Genomic DNA, 16473 nt, shown 5'->3' on the forward strand with positions numbered 1-16473 from the left:
TTGGATCAGGCGCAAGGTCCATACCTGGCGCCGAACAGAACCTTTCGGGTCGCACGCTCGGCCCACATGGTTTCAAGGGGAGCAACAAGATGATCAAACGCAATCTGCTGGTGATGGGGCTCGCTGTTTTGCTGAGCGCCTGCGGCTTCCAACTGCGCGGTACCGGCACCGCCGAACTGGCGATCAGGGAACTCGACCTGAGCGCACGCAACTCATATGGCGAAACCGTGACGCTGATGCGCCAGGTGCTTGAAAGCAGTGGCGTCAAAGTCTATGCCGGCGCACCTTACAAGCTGGTATTCACCGACGAACAGGAAAGCCAGCGCAGCCTCAGCTACTCCGGCGGCGGCCATTCGGCCGAGTATGAGCTGACCAACGTGCTGAACTATCAAATCGTGGGCCACAACAAGCTGTCCCTGCTCGACGACAAACTGCAAGTGCAGAAGGTCTTCATCCACGACGGCAACAACATCACTGGCTCCGACCAGGAAGCCGCCGAGGTGCGCAAGGAAATGCGTCGCGATATGGTGCAACGCATGATGCTGCGCCTGCAACAGCTTACCCCGGCTCAGCTTGATCAGTTGCAACAGACTGCCGATGACCGTGCCAAAGCGGAAGCCGACGCGCTGGAAGCAGCCCGTAAAGCCGAAGCGAACACTCCGCGCCAGTCACCTATGCAAGTACCGACCGAGTAAGTCGTACGGGGCGCTCTGGCGCCCCGTTCGCCCTGTCTTATGAAACTAGCCCCCGCCCAGCTCGGCAAACACCTGCAAGGCGCCCTTGCGCCCGTTTACATCATCAGTGGCGATGACCCACTGTTGTGTCAGGAAGCTGCCGACGCCATCCGCTCTGCTGCCCGCCAGCAAGGTTTTGACGAACGCCAGGTATTCAGCGCAGACGCCAGTTTCGACTGGGGTACGCTGCTGCAAGCCGGCGCCAGCATGTCGTTGTTCGCTGAAAAGCGCCTGCTGGAGTTGCGCTTGCCGTCCGGCAAACCGGGCGACAAAGGTGCAGCAGCGCTGATGGAGTATTGCTCGCGTCCGGCCGAAGATACCTTGCTGCTGATCAGCCTGCCAAAACTCGACGCCAGCGCGCAAAAAACCAAGTGGGGCAAGGCGCTGGTCGAAGGCCCGCAGACCCAGTTCGTGCAGATCTGGCCGGTGGATGCCAACCAGTTGCCGCAATGGATTCGTCAGCGTTTGTCCCAGGCTGGGCTTGCTGCCAGCCAGGACGCTGTCGAGCTGATCGCAGCAAGGGTCGAAGGCAACCTGCTGGCGGCCGCCCAGGAAATCGAAAAGCTCAAGCTGATGGCCGAAGGTGGCCAGATCACGCTCGAAACGGTGCAAGCGGCAGTTGCCGACAGCGCGCGCTTCGATGTTTTCGGGTTGACCGATGCCATTCTTAATGGCGAAGCGGCGCATGCGCTACGCATGCTTGAAGGTTTGCGCGGCGAAGGCGTCGAACCACCGGTGATTCTTTGGGCGCTGGCCCGAGAGCTTCGGCTATTGGCCAACCTGTCGCTGCAATACAGCCAGGGTGTGCCGCTGGACAAAGCCTTCAGCCAGGCCCGACCGCCCGTCTGGGACAAGCGCAAACCCCTGATGAGTAAAGCCCTGCAACGCCATTCGGCGCAACGCTGGGCGCAACTGCTGCTCGATGCCCAGCGGATCGACGCACAAATAAAAGGCCAGGCCGCCGGTTCGCCGTGGATGAGCCTGAGCCGCTTGGCGTTGTTGATGGCCGGCCAGCGCCTGGCATTGCCTGCCGAGTAAACCGCTTTTTTGTGGCGAGGGAGCTTGCTCCCGCTGGGTCGGTCCGCGTTCGGGCGAAGCGGCCCTGAAATCTGCAAACCGCATATCCACAGACACACGCCGCGTGCCCAGCAATCACGGCTGCTTCGCTGCCGAACGGGGGCAAGCCCCCTCGCCACACTAACCGAGTTCACTCCAAACAGAGCTGAATGGTCCTATGCATCGCAGGGACTAGACAGAACCCCAACTTCGGCCGATGATTTGCCCCGCGAAAACCACTCAACGAGAGCACCGCCCATGAGCAAACACAAGCGGCCCAACAAGGCCAAATCCATTGTCGCCCAGCCACTGTTCCGCAGCCGTCAGGAACAACCCGGCAAGGGCAAAGGCAGCTACCGCCGCGAAGCCTTCCAGTCTAAAAGCTGGGAGGCTTCTTACTTTCTGGCGGCATGAAGTTTCAACATCACCTCGCTCCCTCTCGGCATGATAAGGTCTGCACCTGATTCGTATTATCTGGACCTGTGCATGCCCCTTTGTCTTTCCCGTCGTTGGCACCTGCGCCAACTGATTGCTGCCTCCAGCCTTGTCTTGCTTGTCGCCTGCGCGGAAAAACCCACCGCTGCCGACGCGCAACCGCTCCAAACCGCCCCCATTGCGACTACTCCGGCCATCATTCCTCCGGTAGTGCCGACTGGCGACAATCTCGACATCCAGCCGACCCAGACCTTCGAGGAATGGGAAGCCGGTTTTCGCCAGGATGCCCTCGCCGCCGGTATCCGTCCGGATGTGTTCGACCGCGCCTTTGCCGGCATCACGCTGGATATGAGCGTGATCCGTGCCGACCGCAGCCAACCGGAGTTCACCCGCCCGGTGTGGGAATACCTCGACGGTGCGCTCTCCGCCGCGCGCGTGCGTAAAGGCCAGGCATTACTCAGCCAGTACGCCGAGACCTTGAACACCATCGAGCAGCGTTATGGTGTTGATCGCCAGGCGCTCGTGGCCGTCTGGGGCATGGAAAGCAACTTCGGCAGTTTCCAGGGCGACAAATCGGTGATCCGCTCGCTGGCGACCCTGGCCTACGAAGGCCGGCGTCCGGGCTTTGCTCACGCCCAATTGCTGGCCGCTCTACAAATTCTGCAACAGGGTGATATCACGCCCGAGAAGATGCTCGGTTCCTGGGCTGGCGCCATGGGCCAGACCCAGTTCATCCCGACCACCTACCTCACCCACGCGGTCGATTTTGACGGTACCGGTCACCGCGATATCTGGGGCAGCCCGACCGATGCACTGGCCTCCACTGCCCATTACCTGCAAAGCTCCGGCTGGCAGAAAGGTCAGCCTTGGGGCTTCGAAGTGCAACTGGCGAGTGGTTTCGACTATTCGCTGGCTGACGGTGCGATTCGCAAAAGCGTCTCCGAGTGGATGCAAATGGGCATCAAACTGCCCAACGGCGGCGTCGTTCCACCCGGTTCCGAACACCTGTCAGCCGCCCTGCTGCTGCCCGCCGGTTATCGTGGCCCGGCGTTCCTGATCCTCGATAACTTCCGCGCAGTCCTCAAGTACAACAATTCGTCGTCCTACGCATTGGCGGTGAACCTGTTGTCTGAACGCTTTAACGGAGCGGGCCTGATCAACGGCGAATGGCCGAAGGATGACCTGCCCCTGAGTCGTTCAGAGCGCATCGAACTGCAGAATTTGCTGAGCGCCAGTAACTACGATGCGGGGAACGCCGACGGCATCATCGGCGCCAACACCCGCAAGGCCATTCGCAGCGCCCAGCAGTCGTTTGGCTGGCCGGCAGATGGTTACCCGACGCACAAGTTGCTGGAAGGTTTGCGTAACCGCTAAAAACATCGCGGGCAAGCCTTGCTCCTACAGATCAATGTCGAATCACAATGACGTGACCGACATACAACATGTAGGAGCAAGGCTTGCCCGCGATGACTGACTTTCAGGCGACCAGGACCTAACGCCTGACGACCACATCCTGCTCCAACACCAACTCCTTGCTCCCCGCATCCAGCCTCACCAACGCGCCCATGGGCAGCGTCAGGTTCGGGTCGCAATGGCCGCTGCGCCAACCGGCAAGCACTGGAATCCGCAATGGCTCGAAGGTTTGCTTGAGCAACTTCGCCAATGCATCGCTGTCCACGCCGGCCACATCCCCCACCAGCACCCCGCGCAGCGTGCTCAGCTTGTCGGCCAGGCGCAGATGGGTCAGCAACCGGTCGATGCGATATATCGGCTCGTTGACGTCTTCGATGAACAGAATGATCCCGTCGGCATCGATTTCGAAAGGCGTGCCCAGGGTCGCGGCGATCATCGACAGATTACCGCCCAGCAAACGCCCATGAGCGATGCCTGGCTCGATCGTAGTCAAAGGGTACGCCACCGGGTGCGCCAACAGGCTTCCAGCGTTCAACTGGCCTCTGAGCAGGCTGAGCAACGAAGACTCGGTCGGCTGGAGCTTGTTCCCCAGCAGATCGGCGTTGAGCATCGGACCGTGAAAGGTCACGAACCCCGCATAACGGCTGATGGCCAGGTGCAGCGCCGTAATGTCGCTATAGCCGACAAACGGCTTGGCATTGCGCCGCAGCAACTCGAAGTCGATCCGGTCCAGCAGGCGCGGGCTGCCGTAGCCGCCACGCAGGCAGAGAATCGCATCAATGGCCGGATCGCCAAACGCCTCATGCAGATCCTTCAGGCGAACGTCGTCACTGCCGGCGAGGTAGCCGTCTTTCTCCAGGACACCCGGAAAAATCCGCAGCGAATACCCGCGTGCACGCATCCATTGAAAAGCCGCTTCGGTATCCAGTGCCGCCGGGCCTGCCGGCGCAATGACACCGATCAGCCCCTCGGCAGGTAATGCCGGAACCGGGGCGTGCTCGGAAATAACGGGGGTCGAGCGAGTGGTCATCCGTGATTCTCCCTGTGTGAATGCTTCAGCACACAGTAGTCAGGAACGGGGATAAACAGAAGAGGTTCAGCTGTCCCGCAGGGCGCAGGAAAAAACCGGGTGTGACGTGGTACCGAGTAGCTTTTAAAAAAATGCCCGCAAGACGTGAGCCTTGCGGGCATTTCAGATCAGGACGACATCAACTCGGCCTTGACCAGTTTCGCCTGCTCGTCGGCGTGATACGAGGAACGTACCAGCGGGCCGGAGGCGACGTTCTTGAAGCCCATCTTGTAACCTTCCTCGGCGAACCAGGCGAAGGTGTCCGGGTGCACGAAACGCTGCACCGGCAAGTGGCTACGGGACGGTTGCAGGTACTGGCCCAGAGTCAGCATGTCGATATCGTGTTCGCGCATGCGCTTCATGACTTCGATGACTTCCTCGTCGGTCTCGCCCAGACCCAGCATCAGGCCGGATTTGGTCGGAATGTGCGGCATCATCTGCTTGAACTTCTGCAGCAGGGTCAGCGACCACTGATAGTCCGAACCCGGACGTGCAGCCTTGTACAGGCGCGGTACGGTTTCCAGGTTGTGGTTGAACACATCAGGCGGCTCGGCGGCGGTAATTGCCAGCGCCACGTCCATCCGGCCACGGTAGTCCGGAACGAGGGTCTCGAGCTGCACGTTCGGCGACAGCTTGCGGATTTCGCGGATGCAGTCGGCGAAGTGCTGGGCACCGCCGTCACGCAGGTCATCACGGTCTACCGAGGTGATCACCACGTACTTCAGTTTCAGGTCGGCGATGGCGATGGCCAGGCTTTCCGGTTCGTTGACGTCCAGTGGCTTCGGACGACCGTGGCCAACGTCGCAGAACGGGCAGCGGCGGGTGCAGATGTCGCCCATGATCATGAAGGTTGCGGTGCCACCGGAGAAGCATTCGCCGAGGTTCGGGCAGGAAGCTTCTTCGCAGACGCTGTGCAACTTGTGTTTGCGCAGCAGGGCCTTGATACGGTCGACTTCCGGGGAAACCGGGATGCGCACGCGAATCCAGTCAGGCTTTTTCGGCAATTCGGTGGTTGGAATGATCTTCACCGGGATACGCGCAACCTTTTCGGCGCCGCGCAGCTTTACGCCAGCTTCCACTTTGGCTCGCGGGGCCGGGCGCTCGGTAACATCCAGCGTCGGGATCATGGTTTGCACAGCGTCTTGCGCAGTAGTCATATCAGTCGATTCCGCCCGTTAGGGTCGTCTGCTCAGCATAGTCGAGGTGTTTGACGAGCTGCGCACGCAGCCGGGCACTTACCTCGGCAAATTCAATCGGCCCGGTGTGATCGCGCAGCTGGGTCATGGCCAGCCCGGCGTATCCACAGGGGTTAATCCGGCGAAACGGCTCCAGGTCCATATCCACGTTCAAGGCCAGGCCATGAAAGGAGCAACCGTGGCGGATCCGCAGACCCAGAGAAGCAATTTTTGCACCGTTGACGTAGACGCCCGGTGCATCGGCCTTGGCCACGGCGGTGACGCCGTAGCTGGCCAGCAGCTCGATCAGGCACTGTTCCATCCGGCTGACCAGGTCGCGCACGCCGAAACCCAGCTTGCGCACATCCAGCAGCAGATACGCCACCAACTGACCTGGGCCGTGGTAAGTCACTTGACCGCCACGATCGACCTGCACCACCGGAATATCGCCGGGAAGCAGCAGATGCTCAGCCTTGCCGGCCTGCCCCTGGGTAAAAACCGGTGGGTGCTCGACCAGCCAGATCTCGTCGGCGCGGTCGCTGCCGCGCTCGTTGGTAAACCGTTGCATGGCATGCCAGACTGGCTCGTAAGCCAGCTGGCCGAGCTCGCGAAAGCCCAGCGGTTCGGACATCACAGCACCATGTGCACGAAGCCGGTGGCCCGCAGTTCACTGTTGATGTTGTACAGCTGGTCCTGGTCGGTCGCGACGATGTGTAACTGAATCGTCGTGTACTTGCCATTGGTGCTTTGGCGTTCGTCCACACGGTCATGATTGATCGTCGCGTGCTTCTTGACGATTTCGATGATCTTGTCTTTGTTGCCCACACCGGTATCGCTGATCACCTTAACCGGGTAGTCAACGTTGGGGAATTCGATCTTGGGTGCCTTTACTTCGGTATCGGTCATGGCGTAACGGCCTCGTAAGCGTAAGCCGTGGCGACGGCATGGCCCCGCGCCGGATCAGCGCGTGGCCATGCAGGTGCACACTATCAGTTGAACAAGCCGTAGAAGAATAGACGGATGCTATCCCACATGCGGCGGAAGATACCACCTTGGTCGACCGCGTCCAGCGCGATCAGATCAGCGCTGTGCACGACCTTGTCGTCCAGTTTCACTTCGACTTTACCAATCACGTCGCCCTTGGCGATCGGCGCGACCAGTTGCGGGTTCATGGTCATGCTGGCAGCGAGCTTTTTCAGCTGGCCTTTTGGCAAGGTCATGGTCAGGTCTTCAGCCAGGCCAGCTTTGACCTGGTTGGTGGTGCCCTTCCAGACTGGAGCCTGAGCCAGCTCGGCGCCTTTCTGATAGAAGGTCTGGGTTTCGAAGAAGCGGAAACCGTAGGTCAGCAGCTTCTGGGTTTCAGCAGCGCGAGCGCTTTCGCTGTTGGTGCCGAACACCACGGCGATCAGGCGCATGCCATCACGTACCGCCGAGGACACCATGCAGTAGCCGGCTTCTTCGGTGTGACCGGTTTTCAGACCGTCAACGGTCTTGTCACGCCACAGCAGCAGGTTGCGGTTGGGTTGCTTGATGCCGTTCCAGAAGAACTCTTTCTGCGAGTAGATCGCATAGTGAGCCGGGTCTTCGTGGATGATCGCACGCGCCAGAATGGCCATGTCGTGAGCGGTGGAGTAGTGCTCAGGGTTTGGCAGACCGGTCGGGTTCATGAAGTGACTGTTGTTCATGCCCAGGTCGGCAACGGTCTTGTTCATGAGGTCGGCGAACGCGTCTTCGCTGCCGGCGATGTGCTCGGAGAGCGCGACGCTGGCGTCGTTGCCCGACTGGATGATGATGCCGTGCAGCAGGTCGCTGACCGTGACCTGCGAGCCGACCTTGATGAACATCCGCGAACCGCCGGTGCGCCAGGCGTTCTCACTGACGGTCACCGGATCGTTTTCACCGATCTGGCCGCGACGGATTTCCAGGGTCGCAATGTACGCTGTCATCAGCTTGGTCAGGCTGGCTGGCGGCAGACGCTGGTCACCGTTGTTCTCGACCAGCACGTTGCCGCTGCTGGCGTCCATGAGCACATAGGATTTAGCCGCCAGTTGTGGTGGCGACGGCATCATCTCGACCGCAAAAGCGGCGGGTGAGAGGAGCAGCGGGACTAGCAGGCACAGGCGTTTGGCAAAGGTGGTGATGTTCATCCGTCTCTCGAAATCGCTAATGGAAACTGCCCTACGGGCAAAACTAATCAGACAACCTGCTTGGCGCGGAGCCTGCGGGTTATCGCGTGTTCAGTTGTTCACTCTCTAACCCTTGCCGGGCTTTTATTGTTCAACGAGCCAACAACTCAGGTTCACCCCCCAAACCGCAAGTGAACCTTGAATCAGGAATTGCTTATTCAGCCGTCACCAGGCTCGGAGAACCGAGATTGGCCAGGCGCACGCTGTTTTGCACTTGCGCGATTTCACCCTGCGAGCCGATTGGCCCCAGGCGAACCCGATGCAGTGTCTGTTGGTTGCGCACGATCGAGCTGATGAACACCGGAGCGCTCACCATCCCGCTCAACTTCGATCTCAGGAGTTCTGCAGCGTCCGGGTTGGCGAACGCGCCCACCTGCAGATACTGGCCAGAGGCTGGTACAGAAGCGTTTTTTTTTGCATCGAGCTGCACCGGCACAACGGCCGCGGCATGTTGCTGCGGCGGTGGCGTCCATTGCTCGACGGTGCCGGCCGACGCGGTAATCACCGGTGCGCTATTTTGCGCGACTTGCGGCTCATTGAGCATCAACGGCGCAGGTCGGCCTTTTGCCGCCCACCACTCTTGCGGGTCGATGCCTTCAACCTTGACCCGCGCAGTGCCAATCTCGGCATACCCGAGCTTCTTGGCTGCGGCGTAGGACAAGTCGATGATGCGATCCGAATAGAACGGCCCACGGTCGTTGACCCGCAGGATCACGCTCTTGTTGTTGTCCAGGTTGGTGACCCGAACATAGCTGGGCAATGGCAGGGTCTTGTGTGCGGCACTCATGCCGTACAGGTCATACACTTCGCCGTTGGCGGTGTTCTGCCCGTGAAACTTGGTGCCGTACCAGGACGCCGTGCCCGAAGCGACATAACGCTTGGATTCGGCCAGCGGAAAGTAGGTCTTGCCCAGCACGGTATACGGGTTGGCCTTGTACGGGCCGGTATGCAGGGTCGGCGTAGCGTCGGGGATCCGTGAAATATCCACATCCCACCACGGCGCACCGTCTTTGTGGGCACGGTTGATATCCAGGCCTGGTGTCGCGCGTACTGCGGTCGTGTATTTCTGTTGCGGTGCACGACTGGTCGAACAGCTGACCACGAGCAACGACAACGCGGCGAAAGCCACCAGCTTCAGGGGTTTGCGGATTGGCGATGCCAGCATTACTTGACGCCCCGTGCTTGGACCAGCATTTCAGACAACTGATGTACAGCCATGGCGTACATCACGCTGCGGTTATAACGCGTAATCGCGTAAAAATTCTTCAGGCCCATCCAGTATTCAGGGCCATTGTCACCTTCAAGCCTGAAAGCCGTGACTGGCATATCATCGCGCAGCGCATCATGACTCGACCAGCCCAACGCCCGCAACTCCCCGACGGTTTTCGTCGGCTCGATGCCGGTGGTCAAGCCGTCGTCGACCTGATCGCCGCGCACATCGGCCCGGCTGACCACCGGTTCGCCTGCCTCCCAGCCGTGACGCTTGAAATAGCTGGCAACGCTGCCGATGGCATCGTCCGGATTGGTCCAGATATTAATGTGGCCATCACCGTCGAAATCCACCGCGTAGGCGCGAAAGCTGCTCGGCATGAACTGCGGCAAGCCCATGGCGCCGGCGTACGAGCCTTTGAGCGTCAGCGGATCGACCTGCTCTTCACGCGCCAGCAGCAGGAACTCACGCAATTCCTTGCGGAAGAATTCTGCACGTGGAGGGTAGTCGAAACTGAGGGTCGACAACGCGTCGATCACCCGATAATTACCGGTATTTCGGCCGAAAAAGGTTTCAACGCCGATGATCGAGACGATCACCTGCGCTGGAACGCCGTATTCCCGCTCGGCGCGAGCCAGCGCCGCTTCGTGCTGGCGCCAGAAATCCACGCCCCGGGCGATCCGCGCGTCGGTCAAGAACATCGGGCGATATTCCTTCCATTGCTTGACCCGCTCGGCCGGTCGGGAGATCGCGTCGAGAATCGATTGCTTGCGCTCGGCCTCGCGGAACACGCCCATCAGCTGTTCACCGGCAAAACCATAGTCGCGGGTCATTTCACCGACGAATTCGGCCACTTGGGGCGAGCCTTCATAATCGCCGGCCAGCGCTTCCTGCGCTGCACCAAGGATGCTTACCAGGCCGACCCACGGAGCGTATCGAGTCGCCCAGCCACGCATTACTTGCATTGAAATCTTCACCTTATTCAAACCTGTGCGATCCACTTACGATGGGTATGGATCGACATCAAAACCCCAAACGCTGACAGCAGCGTCACCAGCGAAGTTCCGCCGTAGCTAATGAACGGCAACGGCACCCCCACCACCGGCAACAGGCCACTGACCATACCGATGTTGACGAAAACGTAAACAAAAAACGTCATGGTCAGGCTGCCGGCGAGCAATTTGCCGAACAATGTCTGCGCCTGGGCGGTAATCACCAGCCCACGGCCAATCAACAGCAGGTAAATCAGCAGCAAGGCGCAAATGCCCACCAGACCGAACTCTTCGCCCATCACCGCAATGATGAAGTCGGTGTGGCTTTCCGGCAGAAAGTCCAGGTGCGACTGGGTGCCCAGCAGCCAGCCTTTACCGAACACGCCGCCGGAACCGATGGCGGCCTTGGACTGAATGATGTTCCAGCCGGTGCCGAGCGGATCGCTCTCCGGGTCGAGGAAGGTCAGGATCCGCTGCTTCTGGTAGTCATGCATGATGAAGAACCACATCGCGACCGCCACCGGCACGGCTGCCGCGACCACGCTGAGGATCCAGCGCCAGCGCAGGCCACCCATGAACAGCACGAAAGCACCGCCCGCAAGGATCAGCAGCGACGTGCCGAGGTCTGGCTGACGCACGATCAGTATGAACGGCAAGCCGATCAGGAACAGACTGACCCCGACATGCTTGAGTTGCGGTGGCAACGTGCGCTTGGACAGGTACCAGGCAATCGTCGCCGGCATCAGGATCTTCATGAATTCCGAGGGCTGGAAGCGAATCACCCCGGGAATGTTGATCCAGCGCGTCGCGCCCATGGCGTTGTGGCCCATCACGTCCACCACCACCAGCAAGATCACCCCGAGCACATAGCCCAGCGGCACCCAACGCGCCATGAAACGCGGTTCGAACTGGGCGATGACGATCATCGACACCAGGCCGATCCCGAACGAAGTCGCTTGTTTGGCCAGCAGGTCCCAGCTCTTGCCACTCGCCGAATACAGCACGAACAGGCTGCCGGCCGCGAGGATCAGCAGCAGGATCAGCAACGGGCCATCGATGTGCAGGCGTTGCAACAGCGTCGCGCGGCGACGCATCACATCCTCACTGGAGAGGATGCGATCAAAATTACTCTTCACGGGCCGTAGCCTCCGCGCTGATAGGGCTGTCGTACTCGGGTTTGAGTCGGCCGTCCTGGCCCAGGAGCCAGGCATCCATGACTTGCCGCACCACTGGCGCCGCGACACCGGAGCCGGACTCACCGTTCTCGACCATCACCGCCACGGTGATTTTCGGGTTGTCGGCCGGCGCAAAGCCGACGAACAAGGCGTGGTCGCGGTGGCGTTCCTGAACCTTGGAGCGGTCGTACTTCTCGCCCTGTTTGATCGCGACCACCTGGGCGGTACCCGACTTGCCGGCAATCCGGTATTGCGAGCCGATCGCCGCTTTACGCGCGGTGCCGCGGGCACCGTGCATCACTTGCTGCATGCCGTGGTTGACCTTGGTCCAGTCCGACGCATCACGCAGAACGATGTCCGGCATCGGGTTCGGGTCCTGCGGCTTCTGGCCTTCGATGGTTTTCGCCAGGTGCGGACGGTTCCACTTGCCCTTGTTGGCGACCAGCGCCGTGGCCTGGGCCAACTGCAACGGGGTGGACTGCATGTAGCCCTGGCCGATCCCCAGAATCAGCGTTTCACCCGGGAACCACGCCTGACGTCGGGTCGCGCGTTTCCATTCGCGGGATGGCATCAGCCCCGGCGACTCTTCGAACATGTCCAGCGAGACCTTCTGGCCGATACCGAACTTGCCCATATAGGCCGCCAACCGATCGATCCCCAGCTTGTGCGCCAGGTCGTAGAAGTAGGTGTCGTTGGAACGCATGATCGCCGTGTCCAGATCCACATAGCCGTCGCCGGTGCGGTTCCAGTTACGGTATTTGTGATCGTAGTTGGGCAGCATGTAGTAACCCGGGTCGAAAACCCGGGTCGAGGCCGTCACGACGCCAGAGTCCAGCCCGGCAATTGCCACGGCCGGCTTGATGGTCGAACCCGGCGGGTACAGGCCGCGCAGCACGCGGTTGAACAGTGGCCGGTCGATCGAGTCACGCAACTCGGCGTAAGCCTTGAAGCTGATGCCGGTCACGAACAGGTTCGGGTCAAAACTCGGCTGGCTGACCATTGCCAGCACTTCGCCGGTGTTCGGGTCCAGCGCTACCACGGCACCACGGCGCCCGCCCAATGCGGCTTCCGCGGCTTCCTGCAACTTGATGTCCAGGCTCAGGACGATGTCCTTGCCGGGGATCGGATCGGTACGCTTGAGCACCCGCAGTACGCGGCCACGGGCGTTGGTCTCGACTTCTTCGTAACCGACCTGACCGTGCAATTCTGGCTCGTAGAAGCGCTCGATACCGGTTTTGCCAATTTGATGGGTGCCGCTGTAAGCCACCGGATCCAGAGTCTTCAGTTCTTTCTCGTTGATCCGCCCCATGTACCCGACCGAGTGCGCAAAATGCGGACCCTGCGGATAGTGACGTACCAGTTGCGCAACCACTTCGACGCCCGGCAGGCGGAACTGATTCACCGCGATCCGGGCGATCTGCTCTTCCGTCAGCTCGAACAGGATCGGCACCGGCTCGAACGGTCGGCGCCCCTGCTTCATGCGCTTTTCGAAGACCGCCCGATCTTCAGGCGTCAGTTGCAGCACCTCAACGATGACATCGAGCACTTGCTTCCAGTCACCCGAACGCTCGCGGGTCATGCTCAGACTGAAGCTGGGCCGGTTATCGGCCACCACCACGCCATTACGGTCATAGATCAGCCCGCGAGTCGGCGGAATCGGCTGAACGTGAACGCGGTTGTTTTCCGACAGCGTCGAGTGGTACTCGTACTGAATCACTTGCAGGAAATACAGCCGCGCAATCAGCACGCCGATCAGCGTGACCACCGCAATTGCCCCGAACACGACCCGGCCGCGCACCAGACGGGCGTCTTTCTCGTGGTCCTTGATGCGGATCGGCTGAGACATGGGGGCGCTGAACTACTTGTGGTAAGGGTGCCCGGACAGCACGGTCCAGGCGCGATACAACTGTTCACCGATCAGGATCCGCACCAGTGGGTGCGGCAGGGTCAGGGGCGACAACGACCAGCGCTGATCAGCCCGCGCGCAGACTTCCGGCGCCAGCCCTTCGGGACCGCCGACCATGAAGTTCACCGTACGCGAGTCCAGCCGCCAGCGGTCCAGTTCGACCGCCAATTGCTCGGTGCTCCAGGGCTTGCCGTGAACCTCGAGGGTGACGATGCGCTCATTCGGGCCGACCTTGGCCAGCATGGCTTCGCCTTCCTGGCGAATGAAGCGCGCCACGTCAGCGTTCTTGCCACGGGTGTTGAGCGGAATTTCCACCAGTTCCAGCGCCAGCTCGGAAGGAAGACGCTTGGCATATTCATGCCAGCCTTCTTCCACCCACTTGGGCATGCGTGAACCGACGGCGATCAGACGCAGTCGCACAGCGAACCCTTATTGCTGGTCTTTGTTGAGCTTGGTGAAATGCTCGTGACCGACTTCAGGGCTGTGGTGCTTGCCATCGGTGGCACGGCTCAGCTCGGCACCTTCCCACAGACGCTCCAGGTCGTAGAACTGGCGGGCCGAGGCGGTCATCATGTGTACGATGACATCGTCCATATCCAGCAGTACCCAGTCACTGTCGCCCTTGCCTTCTTCACCCAGCGGCTTGACGCCTTGGGCCTTGACCGCCTCGCGGACCTTATCCAGCATCGCGCCGATCTGACGGTTGGAAGTACCTGTAGCGATGATCATGAAGTCAGTGATGCTCTGCTTTTCACGAACGTCGATCACCAGAATGTCCTGGGCCTTGACGTCTTCCAGAGCCGCTACGGCGACCTTGACCAGCTCTTCGCCGACGAGTGCCGGGCCGGTTTCAGCCGCTACTGGCAGCGGGGCGCTCTTGAACGAACCTTTGCGCTTTACTTTAGTTACGTCTTTGTCAGTCATATAAAACTCGTTTTGCTCGTATGTTCGGGCGCTTCAATACACGTTGTTGCCACGTGCCTCAAAGCACTCCTATTCAGTTCGACGCACGGTAAAGTCCGTGCGCATCGATATAGGCCAGGACCGCGTCGGGCACCAGGAAACGTACCGACTTACCGCTGGCCAGCAGTTGACGGATCTGGGTGGCGGATACCGCGAGCGGCGTCTGCCAGACGAATGCAATCTGTCCGCTCGACCCTTTGAGGGCCAGCGGGTCGCTCACCGAGCGCGCTGCCAGCAGGTTGCGCAAGGCATCCGGCGGTTCGCTGTCGGCATCCGGGCGTTGCAGCACCAGGATGTGGCAATGCTGGAGCAACTCTTCCCAGCGGTGCCAAGTGGGCAGGCCGCAAAATGCGTCCCAGCCCAAAAGTAGAAACAACTGGTCATCAGCGGCGAGTTCCGCACGCATCAGTTCCAGGGTGTCGATAGTGTAGGACGGCTTGTCGCGCTTGAGCTCGCGGTCATCCACTACCAACGGTGCTATACCGGCCACCGCGCGCTCGACCATCGCCAGACGGTCTTGCGCCGAAACCTGCGGCGTATCCCGATGCGGCGGCCTGGCGCTGGGCGTCAGGCGCAACTCATCGAGAGCCAGTGATTCAGCCACTTCCAGTGCACTGCGCAAATGGCCGATGTGCACCGGATCGAAGGTCCCGCCCAGGACGCCAATGCGCCGAGGGCCGGTTTCACTGGCGGTCACTGCGGCGCTCTGGCCGAGATCGCCCAAGTCAGACCGGCTCCTGGCCGCGCAACTGGCCATCACCGACCACGATGTACTTCTCGCAGGTCAGACCTTCGAGGCCCACCGGGCCGCGGGCGTGCAGCTTATCAGTAGAAATGCCAATCTCGGCACCCAATCCGTATTCGAAGCCATCGGCAAAGCACGTCGGGGTGTTGATCATCACCGAGGCCGAATCGACTTCAGCCACGAAACGCCGGGCTTCGCCCTGGTGTTCGCTGACGATCGAGTCGGTGTGGTGCGAGCCGTAATGGTTGATGTGCTCGATTGCCTGGTCCAGGCCGTCGACCACCAGGATCGACAGGATCGGCGCCAGGTATTCGGTGCTCCAGTCTTCTTCAGTCGCGGCCACGACGTCGATGATCGCCCGGGTGCGCTCGCAACCGCGCAGTTCGACGCCTTTTTCGCGGAACTGTTCAGCCATCGCTGGCAGGAATTGCTTGGCGACCGCTTGATCGACCAACAGGGTTTCCATCGCGCCGCAGATGCCGTAACGGTAAGTCTTGGCGTTGAACGCAATGCGCTGGGCTTTCGGCAACTCGGCGTGGGCACTGACATACACGTGGCAGATACCGTCCAGGTGCTTGATCACTGGCACGCGAGCGTCGCGACTGACCCGTTCGATCAGGCCCTTGCCGCCGCGCGGTACGATCACGTCGACATACTCGGGCATGGTGATCAACGCACCAACGGCAGCACGGTCGGTGGTTTCGACCACTTGCACCACGGCCGCCGGCAAACCGGCTTCAGCCAGACCGCGCTGAATGCAGGCAGCAATCGCACGGTTGGAATGAATGGCCTCGGAACCACCGCGCAGGATGGTTGCGTTACCCGACTTCAAGCACAGGCTCGCGGCATCGATGGTCACGTTTGGCCGCGACTCATAGATGATCCCGACCACGCCCAGGGGTACGCGCATCTTGCCGACCTGAATACCCGACGGCCGGTAACTCATGTCGCGGATCGCGCCAACCGGATCGGGCAGCGCCGCCACCTGACGCAAACCGACGATCATGCCGTCGATGCGTGCGGGGGTCAGGGCCAGACGTTCGAGCATGGCCGGCTCAAGCCCATTGGCCCGGCCTGCGGCCAGATCCAGCTCATTGGCGGCGGTCAACTCGGCGCGAGCGTTATCCAAAGCGTCGGCGGCAGCCAGCAGGGCGCGGTTTTTCTGCGCGGTACTGGCACGGCCGATCACGCGGGAAGCGTCGCGGGCAGCGCGACCCAAACGGGTCATGTAGTCAAGAACGGACTCAGTCATGGTCTCTGTGGTCTTGGCAAAGAGGAAAGCGGCAGATTATAGCTGTCGCGCGCTCCTACTAACAGCAGTGACGGGCGGATGGTCGAAATGGGCAGTGTTCAGCCTCGATTAAGTCCGCAGTTGTTATCATTCCGTCATATTTACCTGATCTCTTCGGTCGCC

17 protein-coding genes are annotated in these 16473 nt (G+C 60.7%); 4 read left to right on the forward strand and 13 right to left on the reverse strand.

Annotation, left to right across the window (positions count from 1 at the left end; genetic code table 11):
* Positions 1-89: 89 nt before the first annotated feature.
* The 4 genes from lptE to AO353_RS06430 all read left to right on the forward strand — a co-directional run bounded on the left by lptE (position 90) and on the right by AO353_RS06430 (position 3599).
* The gene (gene lptE, locus AO353_RS06415; RefSeq protein WP_054594199.1) at positions 90-695 is read left to right on the forward strand and encodes an LPS assembly lipoprotein LptE; all 606 of its coding nucleotides are present in this window, start codon (positions 90-92) and stop codon (positions 693-695) included.
* A gap of 39 nt (positions 696-734) precedes the next feature.
* On the forward strand, positions 735-1772 hold the full coding sequence (gene holA / locus AO353_RS06420; RefSeq protein WP_054594200.1) for a DNA polymerase III subunit delta: 1038 nt from the start codon (positions 735-737) through the stop codon (positions 1770-1772).
* Positions 1773-2048: 276 nt separating this feature from the next.
* Positions 2049-2204, forward strand: a complete 156-nt coding sequence (arfA, locus tag AO353_RS06425; protein WP_019693801.1) for an alternative ribosome rescue factor ArfA — start codon at positions 2049-2051, stop codon at positions 2202-2204.
* 72 nt (positions 2205-2276) lie between these two features.
* Entirely contained in the window at positions 2277-3599 is a 1323-nt protein-coding gene (locus tag AO353_RS06430) for a lytic murein transglycosylase (RefSeq protein WP_054594201.1), read from the forward strand.
* Positions 3600-3717: 118 nt separating this feature from the next.
* Here the strand turns inward: AO353_RS06430 and AO353_RS06435 are convergent, their stop codons facing one another.
* The 13 genes from AO353_RS06435 to AO353_RS06495 all read right to left on the reverse strand — a co-directional run bounded on the left by AO353_RS06435 (position 3718) and on the right by AO353_RS06495 (position 16311).
* Entirely contained in the window at positions 3718-4668 is a 951-nt protein-coding gene (locus AO353_RS06435; protein ID WP_054594202.1) for a S66 peptidase family protein, read from the reverse strand.
* A gap of 167 nt (positions 4669-4835) precedes the next feature.
* Entirely contained in the window at positions 4836-5834 is a 999-nt protein-coding gene (gene lipA / locus AO353_RS06440; RefSeq protein WP_162491279.1) for a lipoyl synthase, read from the reverse strand.
* A 31-nt stretch (positions 5835-5865) separates the two neighbouring features.
* Complete coding sequence (lipB, locus tag AO353_RS06445) at positions 5866-6513, reverse strand: lipoyl(octanoyl) transferase LipB (protein WP_054594204.1); 648 nt, start codon at positions 6511-6513, stop codon at positions 5866-5868.
* Positions 6513-6788 carry a DUF493 domain-containing protein gene (locus tag AO353_RS06450; protein WP_003215438.1) on the reverse strand — a complete coding sequence of 92 codons (276 nt, stop codon included), beginning with the start codon at positions 6786-6788 and terminating at the stop codon, positions 6513-6515. Before AO353_RS06450 ends, lipB begins: the two co-directional genes overlap by 1 nt.
* An 83-nt stretch (positions 6789-6871) precedes the next feature.
* Positions 6872-8029 carry a D-alanyl-D-alanine carboxypeptidase family protein gene (locus AO353_RS06455; RefSeq protein ID WP_054594205.1) on the reverse strand — a complete coding sequence of 386 codons (1158 nt, stop codon included), beginning with the start codon at positions 8027-8029 and terminating at the stop codon, positions 6872-6874.
* A gap of 193 nt (positions 8030-8222) precedes the next feature.
* The gene (locus AO353_RS06460) at positions 8223-9233 is read right to left on the reverse strand and encodes a septal ring lytic transglycosylase RlpA family protein (RefSeq protein ID WP_054594206.1); all 1011 of its coding nucleotides are present in this window, start codon (positions 9231-9233) and stop codon (positions 8223-8225) included.
* Positions 9233-10243 (reverse strand): lytic murein transglycosylase B, encoded by a 1011-nt coding sequence (gene mltB, locus AO353_RS06465; RefSeq protein WP_054594207.1) that lies wholly within the window; start codon positions 10241-10243, stop codon positions 9233-9235. Before mltB ends, AO353_RS06460 begins: the two co-directional genes overlap by 1 nt.
* Before the next feature lie 17 nt (positions 10244-10260).
* Positions 10261-11364 carry a rod shape-determining protein RodA gene (gene rodA, locus AO353_RS06470; RefSeq protein WP_054594208.1) on the reverse strand — a complete coding sequence of 368 codons (1104 nt, stop codon included), beginning with the start codon at positions 11362-11364 and terminating at the stop codon, positions 10261-10263.
* 31 nt (positions 11365-11395) lie between these two features.
* Positions 11396-13291, reverse strand: coding sequence for a penicillin-binding protein 2 (gene mrdA, locus AO353_RS06475; protein WP_054594209.1), 1896 nt, complete (start codon positions 13289-13291; stop codon positions 11396-11398).
* A 12-nt stretch (positions 13292-13303) separates the two neighbouring features.
* Positions 13304-13771 carry a 23S rRNA (pseudouridine(1915)-N(3))-methyltransferase RlmH gene (rlmH, locus tag AO353_RS06480; protein ID WP_003185785.1) on the reverse strand — a complete coding sequence of 156 codons (468 nt, stop codon included), beginning with the start codon at positions 13769-13771 and terminating at the stop codon, positions 13304-13306.
* A gap of 9 nt (positions 13772-13780) precedes the next feature.
* Complete coding sequence (gene rsfS, locus AO353_RS06485; protein ID WP_054594210.1) at positions 13781-14275, reverse strand: ribosome silencing factor; 495 nt, start codon at positions 14273-14275, stop codon at positions 13781-13783.
* 73 nt (positions 14276-14348) lie between these two features.
* On the reverse strand, positions 14349-15071 hold the full coding sequence (gene nadD, locus AO353_RS06490) for a nicotinate-nucleotide adenylyltransferase (RefSeq protein WP_237142966.1): 723 nt from the start codon (positions 15069-15071) through the stop codon (positions 14349-14351).
* A complete protein-coding gene (locus tag AO353_RS06495; RefSeq protein ID WP_054594212.1) occupies positions 15040-16311 on the reverse strand; it encodes a glutamate-5-semialdehyde dehydrogenase in 1272 nt (423 codons plus the stop codon). Before AO353_RS06495 ends, nadD begins: the two co-directional genes overlap by 32 nt.
* Positions 16312-16473 lie beyond the last annotated feature (162 nt).

Source organism: Pseudomonas fluorescens (genome assembly GCF_001307155.1).
Classification (GTDB): Bacteria; Pseudomonadota; Gammaproteobacteria; order Pseudomonadales; family Pseudomonadaceae; genus Aquipseudomonas; species Aquipseudomonas helvetica.